The organism is Blastococcus sp. TBT05-19, assembly GCF_003319095.1.
Classification (GTDB): Bacteria; Actinomycetota; Actinomycetes; order Mycobacteriales; family Geodermatophilaceae; genus Blastococcus.
Map to the genome: position 1 here is coordinate 273,495 of NZ_QOHI01000007.1, position 14,204 is coordinate 287,698.

The window sequence follows — 14,204 nt, forward strand, 5'->3', positions numbered from 1 at the left end:
TACGCGGCGGAGGCCGACCGCCCTCCCCTCCAGGCTGCGCCGTCCTCCCGCGTCCGGGCGTTCCCGCTGGTTAGCCTGGCGGTATGCGCGCGCTCGTGGTGGTCAATCCGGCGGCGACGACCACCTCCGCGAAGATGCGGGACGTGCTGGTCGGCGCCCTGGCCAGCGAGCTCAAGCTCGAGGTCGCCGAGACCGGGCACCGCGGTCACGCCCGCGAGCTCGGCGCGCGCGCCGCCGCCGACGGGGTCGACGTCGTGGTGTCCGTCGGCGGTGACGGCACGGTGAACGAGGTGGTCAACGGCCTGCTGAGCGACGGCCCCCGTCCCGGCCTGCCGGCCCTCGCCGTCGTCCCGGGGGGCTCCACCAACGTCTTCTCCCGGGCGCTGGGGCGGTCCCGCGACCCGGTCGAGGCGACCGCCGAGATCATCGCCTCGCTGCGCGCCGGGCGGACGCGGCCGGTCTCGCTCGGCACGATCTCCGCCACGGGCACCAGCACGGCCGCCGTGACCGGGGTGGCCCCGCGTGCGGCCGAGGCGGTCGCCGAGGCCGACGCGGACCGGCACGACGGCGGGTGGACGACGCCGCGCTGGTTCGTGTTCGCCGCCGGCTTCGGCTTCGACGCCGAGGTCATCGCCCGGGTCGAGGCCCGGCGGGCGCAGGGCCGGAAGTCGACCGGAGCCCTCTACGTGCGGGAGGGCACGAAGACCTTCCTGTTCGGCCGCGACCGCCGGCGTCCGGCCATGACGTTGCAGGTGCCCGGGGAGCCGGCCGTGGAGGACCTCTTCCTCTGCCTCGTCTCGAACGTGAGCCCCTGGACGTATCTCGGCGCGCGGGCGGTGAACCCGACGCCCCAGGCGTCCTTCGACACCGGTCTGGACGTCTTCGCCCTGGGCCGGACCAGCACCAGCCGGATGCTGCGGGCGCTGCGCCAGACGATGCGCGCGGAGCCCGATCTGCGGGGCAAGGGGCTGCACCGCTGGCACGACCTGCCGTCGCTGTCCCTGACCGCCGCACGGCCCCAGGGCTGGCAGGTCGACGGCGAGCACCTGGGCACCGCGACCGGCGTGCGCATCCAGGACGTGCCCGACGCGCTGCGCGTGGTGGCCTGAGCACATCGCCGGACGTTCCGCGACCCCGTTCCTCCCGCCGAGTGGCGGGCCTATCACGCGCGTGGTGAGGTTGCTCACGCGGGGGTCCGGGGTGGGGTTGATTCCCTTGACTTGCGACTTTCCCGTGAAAACATCGCTGCAGGAACGCAACCTGCCGGTAACAAGAGCAGGCAGTCGCTGCCGCCATGGCGCTGGGTAACCGGTGTCGGCCCGGCGAAGGCGGACCACGTACGCGACTGACGCACCGAACCATAACGACATCGAGGAGTTCGAAGCCATGGACTGGCGCCACCGCGCGCTCTGCCGGGACGAGGATCCGGAGCTGTTCTTCCCCATCGGGACGACCGGTCCGGCGATCGGCCAGATCGAGCAGGCGAAGGCCGTGTGCCAGCGCTGCCCCGTGACGCAGTCGTGCCTGGACTGGGCTCTCCGCTCGGGCCAGGACTCCGGCGTCTGGGGCGGTCTCTCCGAGGACGAGCGACGCGCGCTGAAGCGCCGTCAGGCTCGCACCCGGGTCCGCACCGCCTGACAGCCGCGCACGACCGGCCGTCGCACCGCGGCGGCCACCGCACCACAGCGTTCGCAGAGACCGCCACGAGGCCGGTCCGGGATCTCCCGGGCCGGCCTCGGCGTTTCCCGGCGCTCAGCGGCGGGGCCAGGCGCTGCCCGGCAGGGCCAGGACCACCTCGGTCCCCTGGGCGTCGTCCGGTGCACCCATGGTGAGCGTGCCGCCGAGCTCGCTGGTCACCAGCGTCCGCACGATCTGCAGGCCGAGCCCGTCGCTGGCGGCCGGGTCGAAGCCGTCCGGCAGGCCCCGCCCGTTGTCCCGCACCCGCACCACCAGGTCGTCCCCGGTGCGCTCGGCGACGAGCTCGATGACCCCCGGCGCCCCCTCGGGGAAGGCGTGCTCCGCCGCGTTGTGCAGCAGCTCGGTCACCGCCAGGACCAGCGGGGTGGCCGCGGCGGCGGGCAGCTCGCCGAACGAGCCCGTCCGCCGGGTGCGGGCGGCCGGCCCCACGGACGTGAGGTCGCCGAGCATGGGCAGCACCTGGTCCAGCACGTCGTCGACGTCGACGACGTCCTCCCGGCTGCCGGCCAGCGTCTCGTGCACGACGGCGATGGAGGCGACCCGGCGCACCGACTCCTCCAGCGCCGCCCGCGCCGCCGGCTCGGTCATCCGCCGCGCCTGCAGCCGCAGCAGCGCCGCCACCGTCTGCAGGTTGTTCTTCACGCGGTGGTGGATCTCGCGGATGGTGGCGTCCTTGGTCAGCAGCGCCCGGTCCCGGCGTCGGACGTCGGTGACGTCGCGGACGAGCACCAGGGCCCCGGGTTCGCCGTCCGGCCCCAGGAGCGGCAGCGCCCGCAGCAGCAGGGTGGCGCTGGCCGCCTCGACGTCCATCGGGTCCGGGTACCGGCCGGCCACCGCGGCGGAGACGGCGGCCGCGGCCGCCTCCCCCGAGACCCGGTCGGTCACCGACCGGCAGGTGATGTCGGCGAGCTCGACTCCGGCCAGGTCGCGGGTCACGCCGATCCGCCGGTAGGCCGAGACCGCGTTGGGGCTGGCGTAGGAGACCGCGCCGGCGGCGTCCAGCCGCAGCAGGCCGTCGCCCACCCGCGGTCCCATCTCGGCGTCCTGCAGCTTCGCCGGCGGGAACGACCCCGCCGACACCATGAGGCACAGGTCGGCGGCGATGTCGAGGTAGGTGAGCTCGAGGGTCGAGGGCGAGCGGGTGACCGCCAGGTTGGTGTCCTTGGCCAGGACGGCGATCACGCCGCCCTCGTGCCGCACCGGGATGACCTCGCGCCGCCGCGGCACGGGGCCCGACCAGTCGGGCTCCCCCTCGGTGACCGGGCGGCCCTCCCGGTAGGCGACGGCGAAGGGAGCCGCCTCGGCGCCGTCGACCTCCTCGCCCACCATGTCCTCGGGCCGGCTCGTCGAGGTGGTCAGCGGTCGCACCTGCGCCACGCACCACCAGGCCCCCGTGTCCAGCGGCACCCACAGCGTCAGGTCGGCGAAGGCCAGGTCGGCCAGCAGCTGCCAGTCGGCGACGAGCCGCCGGGCGTGGTCGACCTGTGCCGGGCTGGAGGCCGTGCCGCGCGTGAGGCGCTCGGAGAGGCTGCTCATGGTGGCCCCGAGCGTAGGCGGGCGCCTCCGTACCCTCGGGGCGTGGTGTCCGTCCCCGCCCTGCGCATCGAGCCCGCCGCTCCCGGGGACCACCCCCGGATCGCCGACCTCACGGTGGCGACCTACGTGGGGGGTGGGCTCGCCTCCCCCGGCTACGCGACCGAGCTCGCCGACGTCGCCGGCCGCGCCGCCCGTGCCGAGCTCCTCGTCGTCCGGGACCACGACGGACGCGTCGTCGGCAGCGTCGCCCTGGTGCTGGAGGGCGACTTCGGCGAGGTGACCGAGTCCGACGACGAGGCCGGCTTCCGGATGCTCGTGGTGGATCCCGCCGTCCAGGGACGCGGGATCGGCGCCGCGCTGGTGCAGGAGTGCCTGGCCCGCGCCCGGGCCGCCGGGAAGCGGCGCGTGGTCATCTCCACCGGCACGCGGATGACCGCCGCGCAGCGGCTCTACGAGCGGCTGGGGTTCGTCCGGCTGCCCGAACGCGACTGGACGCCGGTCCCCGGCGTCGACCTGCTGGTCTACGCCCGGGAGCTGTGAGGTCAGGCAGCCGCGACGGTGGCGATGAGATCGCCCTCCTGGAGGACCTCGCCCTCCACCACGTGCATCTCCTGCACGGTTCCCGCGTGCTCGGTGAGCACCGGGATCTCCATCTTCATGGACTCCAAGATCACCAGCGTGTCGCCGGCGGACACCGGGGATCCGGGCCCCACGAGCACCTTCCAGACGCTGGAGACCATCTCCGCGTGGATCTCCTCGACCGCCACCGCGACCTCCTGCTCGACCGTCCGCGAGCCCTCATCCAAGCACGAGGCGGAGAGGTGTCAGCCGCGCGGCAGCGCCTCGTCGGCGGCGAGTCGCCCGAGCACGGCGCACACCTCGGCGCCGTCGTGCGGTACACCGGTCTCCGGGAGCCCGGACAGCGCGTCGCTCGCCGCGCGGGCGGCGGTCGGGGTGTCGGCAGCTCCGGCGCTCACCGTGGCCAGCAGGGCGTCGTACCAGCCGTCCAGCCGGTCACCGGGGTCGTACCCGGTGACGGCGACGAGGTCCACGCCGTCCGCCGGCACCGGAGGGCGTCCCGAGCCGGGCAGCCGCCCGGTGATCCGGCCCGCGGTGCCCGGCGCCAGGGTCGACCGCAGCTGGACGGCGACGGCCGAGCGCGGCGCGGAACCGGCGGGTGCCGCGGCGGTGTCGCGCGGGCCCGCGGCGCTGCGCAGCGCGAGCTCCACGGCGTCGACGCCGTGCGACCGCTCCAGCACCGCCATGTCGAGCGAGAGCCCGGCCGCGACCTCGGCGAGCTCGCCGTCCGGTGAGATGCCGACCGTGACCAGGCCGCGCCAGCCCAGCTCGGGCAGCCGGCGCGCGGCGGCCGGCAGCTGCTCGGGGACGCCGGGGGTCCAGGAGACGCGGGCGATGCCGGCGGCGCGGTCGCGGGCGACCGGCGTGGTGAAGCGCAGCCCCTCGGCGGTCACCCAGGCGAGGAAGCCCCGCTCGCTCGCCGGCTCGACGCCGTCACCGCCGAGCCGCTCGAGCACCTCGGGGTCGGGACCGACCCAGCGCAGCCCGGCGGCGATCACCGCGGACGCCAGGCGCGCGTTCCCCGCCAGCGCCGGCGGCACGGGCAGCACCGCTTCGACACCGGTCCGCCGGGCGGCCTCGACGATCCGGTTCACCGCCAGGTAGCTCTCCGAGGCGGGCGCGGGGCCCAGCAGCACGGAGTCGTCGGCCAGCCGCACGTGCCGGGCGGACCGCTCGGACTCGCTGTGCACCGCCACGGCCTTCACCCCGAGCCGTTCGCAGGCGGTGACCGCCGCACAGCCGGCCGGGCCCCGTCCCGCGACGAGGACGCTCTCGATCTCCAGCTGAGGCACCGCGATTTCCTCCTGCGTTCCCCTGCCCGGCGAAGTCGCCGGGTCCCCCGTGAGAGGCTTGTCGCGTCAGCTTGGCGGGTTCGGCGACGCCGCGCACGATACGTGTGCCGCATCCCGGGCCCGCGAGAACCAGGGCCGCCCGGCCCACCTGCAACGTGAGAGGAGGGCAGCGATGTCCAAGCGCGGACGCAAGCGTCGCTCCCGCAAGGGGAGCAAGGCGAACCACGGCAAGCGTCCCAACGCCTGAGAGACGGCTCCGGACGCACGAGCGCCCCGCCCCCGCTGCTCGCGGGTGCGGGGCGCTCGGCCGTTCCGGGTCTCAGTCGGCGGTGCGCTCGATGGTCACGCGCTCGACGCTGATCTGGGTGCCGTCCTCCTCGAACGAGACGCTGGTCAGCTGCATCTTGATCCGGTCGCGCAGGCCCGTCGGCGGCTTGTCGCCACCGCAGCGGCGGCGCACCAGCGCCTTGAACTCCTGCTCGATCCCGAACTCCCGCAGGCACGACGAGCAGTCCTCGAGGTGCTCGGCGATCACCGCCCGCCGGGCGTCGTCCGTCTCGTGGTCGAGGAACTCGAAGACGTGCGTCAGGACGTCGTCGCAGGAGTTGATCTCGATCGGCTCACCGGCACGCGCAGCGTCGTCGCTCATCACTTGCTCGCTTCCTCACCGGCACCGGCACGGACGAAGCCACGCTCGCGGGCATAGTCGGCCAGCAGCTTCTGCAGGCCCCGCCGACCGCGGTGCAGCCGGGACATCACCGTGCCGATGGGCGTGCCCATGATCTCGGCGATCTCCTTGTAGGCGAAGCCCTCGACGTCGGCCAGGTACACCGCGAGCCGGAAGTCCTCGGGCAGCTGCTGCAGGGCCTCCTTGATGTCGGAATCCGGCAGGTGGTCCAGCGCCTCGATCTCGGCGGAGCGCAGACCGGTGGAGCTGTGCTCCTCGGCGGCGTACAGCTGCCAGTCCTGCACCTGCTCGGTGGGGTACTGCTGCGGCTGCCGCTGCTTCTTGCGGTAGCTGTTGATGTAGGTGTTCGTCAGGATCCGGTACAGCCACGCCTTGAGGTTGGTGCCCTCGGCGAACTGGTGGAACGCGGAGTACGCCTTGACGAACGTCTCCTGGACCAGGTCCTCGGCGTCGGCCGGGTTGCGGGTCATCCGCAGGGCCGCCGGGTACAGCTGGTCGAGGAAGGGCAGCGCGTCGCGCTCGAACCGGGCGTCGCGCTCGGCACGGGTCTCGGCGACCTCGGTGCGGCTGCCGCCCTCGCGGGCCTCGGGCACCTCTACGGGTGCGGCCTCCGGCAGCTGGCCAGGGTTCTGCACCGCGGACTCCTCAGGCACCGACCGTCCTCTCTGGGGCCCCCGGACGCGGGGCGCCACATCGGTCGATCCTAGCCGCGCGGCATCCGGACGGCCCGGGGGACGCCGGTGCGGGACCCTCTGACGGGTGCTGGAGACGGTGCTGCTCACGGGCGGTGCAACGGCTCGGTCGGCGCGACGCATTCCCCGGCGGGAGATCTCGCTACAGTCCCGCGCCGTGGCGGCGACCCCGGCGGTGCGGATCCTGGAGCAGGCGAGGGTGGCGCACGTGCTGCACCCCTACGACCCGGAGCACCCCTCCGACCAGGGCCACGGCGAGGCGGCGGTCGCCGCACTGGGCGCCGATGCCCGGCAGGTGTTCAAGACCCTGCTGGCGCGCGTCGACGGCACGCTCACCGTGGCGGTGGTGCCGGTCAGCGGGACCCTCGACCTCAAGGCGCTCGCCGCGGCGGTGGGCGGGCGCAAGGCCGCGATGGCCGACCCGGCCGACGCCGAGCGGGCCACCGGCTACGTGCTCGGCGGGATCAGCCCGATCGGCCAGAAGAAGGCCCATCCGACGGTGGTCGACGCCTCCGCGCTGGAGTTCACCACCGTCATGGTCAGCGCCGGCAAGCGGGGGCTGCAGCTGGAGCTGGCCCCGGCCGACCTCGTGCGCCTGACCCGCGCCCGCACCGCCTCCATCGGGCGCTAGGGCCGGCCGTACGGCGTCAGCAGCTGGTCGACCGGGGCGAAGTCGTCGGTGAGGACGCCGGCGTCGCCCACGAACCGGTCGAGCTCGTCACCCTCGGCCACCTGCCACGCCAGCTCCCGCTCGCCCAGGGCCGCCGCGATGGCCTCCGTGGGCAGCGGCGACCGGGAGGCGACCGCGACGAGGTTCCCGCCGTCCTCCCCGGCCAGCACCGGCGCCCGCGCCAGCAGGACCACGTGGTCGAACACCGCGCGCATGGTGGCCAGCTCGGAGCGGACGAAGGCCAGCGGTGGGTGGTCGATGAGGTTGACCGCGTAGACGCCGTCGTCGGTGAGCGCCCGGTCGACGAGCCCGAGCGCCTCCCGGGTGGTCAGCTGCCAGGGCACCGACAACCCGCCGAACGCGTCGCCCACCACGAGGTCACGCTCCCCCGCCGGCTCCTCGGCCAGGCCCACCCGCCCGTCGGCCACCCGGACCCTCAGCTCCTCCGACGTCTCCAGGCCCAGCTGCTCGCGGTCCATCGCGACGACACCGGGATCGACCTCGACCACCAGGCTGCGGGTGCCGGGGCGCACCTCGGCCAAGTAGCGCGGGAGCGTCAACCCGCCTCCACCGACGTGCAGCGCCGAGACGGGCTCCCCGGCGGGGAACGCGGCGTCGGTGACCGCCGCGACCGCCCGCACGTACTGGAACTCCAGGTGGGTGGGGTCGGCCAGGTCGACGTAGGAGTGCCGCAGCGTGTCGAGCAGCAGCACCCGGCCGGAGTCGCGCGCGGGATCGGCGACCACCCGCGCGCAGTGGTAGGCCGTCTCCTCCTCGCAGGGCGTCGGCGCGACCGCGGCCAGCGCGCCCCCGCCGATCGCGAGGGCGAGCAGCCCGACGGGCAGGCGCCCTGCCCCCGGCACCCGGCGCAGCAGGACGGCGACGGCGATCCCGGCGAGCACCGTGACCGCGCCGGTGCCGACCAGGATCACGCTGCTCGGCAGGATCGCCACGAGCACGAAGCCGGTGGCGAAGGTCGCCGCGATACCGCCGAGCGTGCCGATGCCCGAGAGCCGACCCACGACCGCCCCGGTCTCGGCCAGGCTGGCCAGCTGCAGCTTGACCACCATCGGCGGCACGGCCGAGAGCAGCGCGGCCGGCACCACGATCGCGACGGCGGCCAGCAGCAGCACTCCCCCGGCGTCGGCACCCTGCAGCAGCTGGCCGGTGAACCGCACCAGCGGGAGCACGGCGACCACCAGGGCACCCCCGGCGACCATCAGCGGCGCCAGCAGCCGGCGGGGGTCGGCGCGGTCGGCCGTGGCACCGCCGACCCAGGCCCCGAGCGCGATAGCGGCCAGGGCGAAACCGATGACGGCGGTGCTCGTCTGCACGGTCACGCCCACGTAGGGGGCGATGAGCCGCAGGCCGACGATCTCCAGGACCAGCACCGCACCCGAGCAGAGGAAGGTGATCGACGCCGCCACCCAGCCGGGCAGCGCCGTGCCACCGGGCGCCCCACCGGCGGGCGGCGCCTGGTCCGGGACGGCCGTCATCTCAGAACAGGGCGGGCTGGTCGGCCGGTTCGGCGACCGACTCGGCGCGGGCGGTGAGCTGCTCGCCGTTGGTGCGCACGTTGTTCACCGCGGTGCTCACCGGCCGTAGCTCCAGTGCCGCCACGAGCTCCGGCGGCGTGGGCGCGGTCAGCTCGGCGACGTCCTCGCGGGCCGGGTCGAGCCAGTCCGCCCAGCGGTCGGGCGGCAGCACCAGCGGCATCCGGTCGTGGATCTCGGTGAGCGCACCGGTGGCGGGCGCGGTGACCACGGTGCAGGTGTAGAGCCGGTCCTCGCCCCGGCCCCAAACCTCCCAGAGACCGGCCATCGCCAGCACCGAGCCGTCCTCCGGGGTGATGAAGTAGGGCTGCTTGGTCGGTGAGTCCAGGCGCTTGGCCCACTCGTACCAGCCGTCAGCCGGCACCAGGCACCGGCGGGAGGCGGCGGCCTTACGGAAGGCCGGCTTCTCGGTCAGGGACTCGACCCGGGCGTTGAGCATCCGGTTGCCCACCGAGACGTCCTTGGCCCACGAGGGCACGAGGCCCCAGCGGACGGCGCGCAGCTCGCGGTGGCCGCCGCCGGTGGGCAGGCCCTCGGCGTCGCGCTCCTTGGCGTGCCGGACGACGTAGACGTCCTTGGTCGGCGCCACGTTGTAGTCGGCGGCGAGCGGGGGCTGCCCCTCGGCCGGGACCGCCTCGAACTCGAGCGCGAGGTCCTCCGGCTTGCGGCTGGCCGCGTAGCGACCGCACATGGCGCCTCCTCCAGCGTTGGGGCCGACTGCTCCGCACTCTAGGTGCGCCGACCGACACCCCGGGACTTCCGGAGGGGTACGCGCCATCGATCCGTGGCTCCGAGAGGTGCTGCTGGAGCCGTCGTGCCCCTGGAGCCCGGCGAGCCCGCGACAGCTACCACTTCAGGAAGGTGACGTCCCCCTGCTCCTCCCCCAGGTACAGAGCCATCGGCGCCGGTGACAGCACCACCAACGAGCCCATCCCGCTGCCCACTAGTTGATCGAGCGCTTCCTTGAGTGCAAGACGTCGATCATCGAGGTCGGGGTCCTCCGACAGCACGTAGCACGTCGACTGAGCTCCGTGCTTGGTCGCGTACTCCTCCAGCGCCGCGGGACTCTGCAGGGACGAGGGCACCCTGTGAGCGCACTCCTCCCTCCACCCGGAGAAGTGCGCGAGGGCATCGACCACCTTGCGCCGCGTCGTCCTCTTGCCCGCCTGGAGCAGCCCTCCTAGACGCTCCGCGTACGGAGGCGTCGCGAATGACCTGAGGCACTCGAGCGCGCTTTCGAGGTCGCTCACGGCTCGCTCCTGTCAAGGCTCCGGCCAGCTCTGGTGGTCGCCACGGACGAAGGGTCACATCGGCATGCTCCCGCCATCGTCCCCGGTCGCGTTCCCCCTTCCCCTTCCCCGAGTTCCCCGCCTCGCACCTCCCTTTCGCGAGGTTCACCGCGCACCACTGTTCGCCTCCCGACGGGCGGCCTGGTGCGTGCCCGGGAGGCCGGCGGGTAGGCCCCCTGTCGCAACGCCCGACGAGAGACGAGGATCACCGCGTGACCGCTACGCAGAACGCACCCACCGAGCACCCGAAGACGGCCAGCGACAGCGCCGAGCGGCGCTACGCGACGGTGAACCCGTTCACCGGGCAGACGGAGAAGGAATTCGACTTCACCCCGACCGAGGCGATCGACGGGATCGTCGAGCGCGCGCACACCGCCTACCAGGCGTGGCGCGACCTCCCCGTCGAGGAGCGCGCCGCCGTCGTCCGCCGGGCCGCCGAGCTGATGGACGAGCGCCGGGACGACCTGGCCGCGCTGATCACGACCGAGATGGGCAAGCGCCGCGAGGAGGCCGCCGGCGAGCTCTTCCTGTGCTCGATGATCCTGAAGTACTACGCCGACAACGGCCCCGCGTTCCTGCAGCCGCAGTCGATCCAGCCGCTCATGGGCAAGGGCGAGGCGGTCGTCGAGACCAAGCCGGTCGGCGTCCTGCTGGCCATCGAGCCCTGGAACTACCCCTTCTACCAGGTGGTCCGCGTGGCCGGCCCGAACCTGGTGCTGGGCAACACGGTCATCCTCAAGCACGCCGAGATCACCCCGCAGTGCGCGGTCGCGATCGAGCAGCTCTTCACCGACGCCGGCGCGCCCGAGGGCGTCTTCACCAACACCTTCCTGCGCATCGACGACGTCGAGCAGGTCATCGCCGACCCCCGCATCCAGGGCGTGACGCTGACCGGCAGCGAGCGGGCCGGCAGCGCCGTCGGCGCCCTGGCCGGCAAGCACCTCAAGAAGTCGGTGCTCGAGCTCGGCGGCAGCGACCCGTTCATCGTGCTGGACGCCGACGACCTCGGTGCCACGGTCAAGGCCGCGACGATGGGCCGGATGCAGAACACCGGTCAGGCGTGCACCGCCTCCAAGCGGCTGATCGTCACCGAGGACCTGTACGAGCCCTTCGTCCAGGGCCTCCAGCAGGCGTTCTCCACCTTCGCCCCGGGCGACCCGGCCGACCCGTCGACGTCGCTGGCCCCGCTGTCCAGCGAGCGGGCCGCCCAGGACCTGCACGCGCAGATCCAGGACGCGATCGACAAGGGCGCCACCGTGGTCGCCGGCGGCAAGCGCCCCGACCACGCGGGCGCGTTCGTCGAGGCCACCATCCTCACCGACGTCACGCCGGACATGCGGGCCTACCACGAGGAGCTGTTCGGGCCCGCCGCCGTCGTCTACAAGGTCAAGGACGCCGACGAGGCGGTGCAGCTCGCCAACAGCAGCGCCTACGGGCTGGGCGCCACCGTGATGAGCAGCGACGTCGACCGCGCGCGGTCGGTGGCCGACCGGCTCGAGGCCGGCATGGTCTGGATCAACCAGCCCACCGGCTCCTCCCCCGAGCTGCCGTTCGGCGGCGTGAAGCGCTCGGGCTACGGCCGCGAGCTCTCCGAGCTGGCCATGTTCGAGTTCGCCAACCGGCGGCTGGTGCGCACCGTCCCGGTGAAGAAGGCCGACAAGCCGCAGGCGGGCTGAACGGGTGCGGCGCGCGACCGGGCAGACTGATCACGTGTCAGAGGTCTGGTCCGCGCCGCACTCCCCGGCTCCCGTCGACGCCGTCGTCGCCCTGCCCGGCTCGAAGTCGCTCACCGCACGGGCGCTGGTCCTCGCCGCGCTGGCGGACGGGCCGAGCCGGCTGGTCCGCCCGCTGCGGGCCCGGGACACCGATCTGATGACCGAGGCGCTCCGCGCCCTCGGCACCACGATCGCCGACGACGGCGAGGACCTGCTGGTCACCCCCGGGCCGCTGCGCGGACCGGTTCCCGTCGACGCCGGGCTGGCCGGGACGATCCTGCGGTTCCTGCCGCCGGTCGCCGCGCTGGCCGACGGCGACGTCACCGTCGACGGCGACCCCCGGCTGCGCGAGCGGCCCAACGCGGGGCTGATCACCGCGCTGCGCGACCTCGGGGTCGCCGTCGACGACGACGGCCGCGGCCGGGCGCCGTTCACCGTGCGCGGCAGCGGCCGGGTGCGCGGCGGCGCCGTGACCGTCGATGCGAGCGAGTCCTCGCAGATCGTCTCGGGCCTGCTGCTGGCCGCGGCCCGGTTCGACGAGGGCATCGACCTCACGACGGCCGGCGGTGTCCCCTCGATGCCGCACGTCGAGATGACCGTGACGACGCTGCGCGAGCACGGCGTCGACGTCACCACCACCGATCGCGGGTGGCGGGTGGCCCCCGGCCCGATCGCCGCGCGGGACCGCGTGGTGGAGCCCGACCTCTCCAACGCCGCCCCGTTCCTGGCGGCGGCGCTGGTCACCGGGGGGCGGGTGACCGTCCGCGACTGGCCGGATGTCACCACCCAGCCCGGGGCGCAGCTGGACCGCCTCCTCGCCGACATGGGCGCCTCAGTCGAGCGCACCCCGGACGGCGGTCTGCGGGTCACCGGCGCCGGCACCGTGCGGCCGCTGGTCGCCGACCTGGGCGAGGTCGGCGAGCTGACGCCGGTCCTGGCCGCGCTGTGCGCGCTGGCCGACGGCCCCTCCCGGCTCACCGGCGTCGCGCACCTGCGCGGCCACGAGACCGATCGGCTCCAGGCGCTCGACGAGGTGCTCACCGCGGTCGGTGCCCGGGTGCGCCAGCTGCCCGACGGGCTGGAGATCGAGCCGGGGCCCGGGCGGCCCGCGCGGCTGGACTCCTACGCCGACCACCGCATGGTCATGGCCGGTGCGGTCCTGGGTCTCGCGATCGACGGCGTGACCGTGGCCGACCCCGGTGCGGTGACCAAGACGCTCCCCGACTTCCGCGAGCGGTGGGCCGGGTTGCTCGGCGGGCCGATCGGGGCGAACCGCTGAGCACCAACCGGCGCGGGCACCGCGTCGACGAGGACGACATCAGGTTCCGCCCCAACCGGCGCGGCACCCGCCCGCGCACCCGCACCCGGCCCGCGCACGAGGACGCCGTCCCGGGGCTGGTCATCGCCGTCGACCGGGGCCGGATGACCGTGCGGGTGGACGGGCCCGACGGCGCCGTGGACGTCACCTCGATGCGCGCCCGGGAGCTGGGCAAGCACGGCGTCGTCGTCGGCGACCGGGTCCGGCTGGTCGGTGACACCAGCGGCCGCACCGACTCGCTGGCCCGCATCGTCACCATCGAGGAGCGGGCCACCTCGCTGCGCCGCACCGCCGACGACACCGACCCCACCGAGCGGATCGTCGTCGCGAACGCCGACCTGCTGGTCATCGTCACCGCGGTGACCGACCCGGACCCGGCGCTGGGCTTCCTGGACCGCTGCCTCGTGGCCGCCTACGCCGGCGGGCTCGAGCCGCTGCTGTGCCTGACCAAGACCGACCTCGCGTCGGCGCAGCCGCTGCTGGACCGCTACGCGGGGCTGGGGCTCGAGGCGGTGCCGATGTCGCGGGAGCTCCCGCTCGACGAGCTGCTCGGCCGGATCCGTGACCGGATGAGCGTCTTCGTCGGGCAGTCCGGGGTCGGCAAGTCGACGCTGGTCAACCGGTTGGTCCCCGACGCGCTCCGGGCCACCGGCGACGTCAGCAAGATCGGCAAGGGCCGGCACACGTCGTCGTCCGCGGTGCTCTTCGACCTCCCCGGGGGCGGCACGGTCATCGACACCCCCGGGATCCGGTCCTTCGGGCTGGCGCACGTCTCGGCGGACGACGTCCTCGTCGCGTTCGACGACATCGCCGAGGCGGCCACCGAGTGCCCGCCCGGCTGCGGGCACACCGCCGAGGACCCGGACTGCGCGCTGGACGCCTGGGCGGCGCAGGGGCCCGAGCAGCGGCGGGAGCAGCTGGACGCGCTGCGCGTGCTCCTCGCCGCCGTGGGCCAGGTCGGCCCGGGCTACTGAAAGGACCAGCCTTCCCCCCACGCCTCGCACGCTCGGCGCGGGCCCCTGAAGGCCGGCCGTTCCGGCACGTCACCTAGGGCGCGTCTCCTAAGTCGTTAGCCACATGGTGATGGCCCGGAGGACGACGGCTCCTCGGTAGACGGTGGCGAGCCTGTCGTAGCGGGTGGCGATGCCACGCCATTGCTTGTGGTCGTTGAACG

16 protein-coding genes are annotated in these 14,204 nt (G+C 74.3%); 8 read left to right on the forward strand and 8 right to left on the reverse strand.

All coding sequences use genetic code 11. From position 1 onward, the window contains the following. Positions 1–83 precede the first annotated feature (83 nt). Positions 84–1,109: a diacylglycerol kinase family protein gene (locus DQ244_RS18310; protein ID WP_113812920.1), complete on the forward strand. Its 1,026-nt coding sequence runs from the start codon at positions 84–86 to the stop codon at positions 1,107–1,109. Between the two features lie 277 nt (positions 1,110–1,386). After that, positions 1,387–1,638: a WhiB family transcriptional regulator gene (locus DQ244_RS18315; RefSeq protein ID WP_113812921.1), complete on the forward strand. Its 252-nt coding sequence runs from the start codon at positions 1,387–1,389 to the stop codon at positions 1,636–1,638. Positions 1,639–1,752: 114 nt separating this feature from the next. Here DQ244_RS18315 and DQ244_RS18320 read toward each other — a convergent pair whose 3' ends face one another. Then, the gene (locus tag DQ244_RS18320) at positions 1,753–3,234 is read right to left on the reverse strand and encodes a sensor histidine kinase (protein ID WP_113812922.1); all 1,482 of its coding nucleotides are present in this window, start codon (positions 3,232–3,234) and stop codon (positions 1,753–1,755) included. Positions 3,235–3,276: 42 nt separating this feature from the next. Between DQ244_RS18320 and DQ244_RS18325 the strand changes: the two genes are divergently transcribed. After that, positions 3,277–3,774: a GNAT family N-acetyltransferase gene (locus DQ244_RS18325; protein WP_233491716.1), complete on the forward strand. Its 498-nt coding sequence runs from the start codon at positions 3,277–3,279 to the stop codon at positions 3,772–3,774. Positions 3,775–3,776: 2 nt separating this feature from the next. Here the strand turns inward: DQ244_RS18325 and DQ244_RS18330 are convergent, their stop codons facing one another. Together DQ244_RS18330 and DQ244_RS18335 are read right to left on the reverse strand one after the other, a co-directional pair. Continuing rightward, positions 3,777–4,001 (reverse strand): biotin/lipoyl-binding carrier protein, encoded by a 225-nt coding sequence (locus tag DQ244_RS18330; protein WP_113812923.1) that lies wholly within the window; start codon positions 3,999–4,001, stop codon positions 3,777–3,779. A 57-nt stretch (positions 4,002–4,058) separates the two neighbouring features. Then, positions 4,059–5,105 (reverse strand): biotin carboxylase N-terminal domain-containing protein, encoded by a 1,047-nt coding sequence (locus tag DQ244_RS18335; RefSeq protein WP_113812924.1) that lies wholly within the window; start codon positions 5,103–5,105, stop codon positions 4,059–4,061. 172 nt (positions 5,106–5,277) lie between these two features. On the opposite strand from DQ244_RS18335, the gene DQ244_RS20290 reads away from it, so the two are divergent. Next, positions 5,278–5,352, forward strand: a complete 75-nt coding sequence (locus DQ244_RS20290) for a 50S ribosomal protein bL37 (protein WP_099459150.1) — start codon at positions 5,278–5,280, stop codon at positions 5,350–5,352. 72 nt (positions 5,353–5,424) lie between these two features. On the opposite strand, the gene rsrA is transcribed toward DQ244_RS20290, so the two are convergent. After that, positions 5,425–5,754 carry a mycothiol system anti-sigma-R factor gene (gene rsrA / locus DQ244_RS18345; RefSeq protein ID WP_113812925.1) on the reverse strand — a complete coding sequence of 110 codons (330 nt, stop codon included), beginning with the start codon at positions 5,752–5,754 and terminating at the stop codon, positions 5,425–5,427. Then, positions 5,754–6,446 (reverse strand): sigma-70 family RNA polymerase sigma factor, encoded by a 693-nt coding sequence (locus DQ244_RS18350; protein ID WP_113812926.1) that lies wholly within the window; start codon positions 6,444–6,446, stop codon positions 5,754–5,756. Before DQ244_RS18350 ends, rsrA begins: the two co-directional genes overlap by 1 nt. Before the next feature lie 196 nt (positions 6,447–6,642). Here DQ244_RS18350 and ybaK point away from each other — a divergent pair, with 196 nt between their 5' ends. After that, positions 6,643–7,116, forward strand: coding sequence for a Cys-tRNA(Pro) deacylase (ybaK, locus tag DQ244_RS18355; RefSeq protein WP_113812927.1), 474 nt, complete (start codon positions 6,643–6,645; stop codon positions 7,114–7,116). On the opposite strand, the gene DQ244_RS18360 is transcribed toward ybaK, so the two are convergent. The 3 genes from DQ244_RS18360 to DQ244_RS18370 form a co-directional block, all read right to left on the reverse strand. Continuing rightward, complete coding sequence (locus DQ244_RS18360; RefSeq protein ID WP_113812928.1) at positions 7,113–8,651, reverse strand: fused MFS/spermidine synthase; 1,539 nt, start codon at positions 8,649–8,651, stop codon at positions 7,113–7,115. The two genes, ybaK and DQ244_RS18360, sit on opposite strands and share 4 nt — an antisense overlap. 1 nt (position 8,652) lies before the next feature. Further along, a complete protein-coding gene (locus tag DQ244_RS18365) occupies positions 8,653–9,399 on the reverse strand; it encodes an SOS response-associated peptidase (RefSeq protein ID WP_113812929.1) in 747 nt (248 codons plus the stop codon). A 154-nt stretch (positions 9,400–9,553) separates the two neighbouring features. After that, positions 9,554–9,958, reverse strand: coding sequence for a hypothetical protein (locus tag DQ244_RS18370; RefSeq protein WP_113812930.1), 405 nt, complete (start codon positions 9,956–9,958; stop codon positions 9,554–9,556). 251 nt (positions 9,959–10,209) lie between these two features. On the opposite strand from DQ244_RS18370, the gene DQ244_RS18375 reads away from it, so the two are divergent. Genes DQ244_RS18375 through rsgA form a run of 3 tightly spaced genes read left to right on the forward strand, consistent with a single transcriptional unit; the run spans position 10,210 to position 14,004 of the window. After that, entirely contained in the window at positions 10,210–11,673 is a 1,464-nt protein-coding gene (locus tag DQ244_RS18375) for an NAD-dependent succinate-semialdehyde dehydrogenase (RefSeq protein ID WP_113812931.1), read from the forward strand. A 34-nt stretch (positions 11,674–11,707) separates the two neighbouring features. Then, positions 11,708–12,991: a 3-phosphoshikimate 1-carboxyvinyltransferase gene (aroA, locus tag DQ244_RS18380; RefSeq protein ID WP_113812932.1), complete on the forward strand. Its 1,284-nt coding sequence runs from the start codon at positions 11,708–11,710 to the stop codon at positions 12,989–12,991. Then, complete coding sequence (gene rsgA, locus DQ244_RS18385) at positions 12,949–14,004, forward strand: ribosome small subunit-dependent GTPase A (protein WP_233491717.1); 1,056 nt, start codon at positions 12,949–12,951, stop codon at positions 14,002–14,004. Before aroA ends, rsgA begins: the two co-directional genes overlap by 43 nt. The last annotated feature ends 200 nt before the right edge of the window (positions 14,005–14,204 follow it).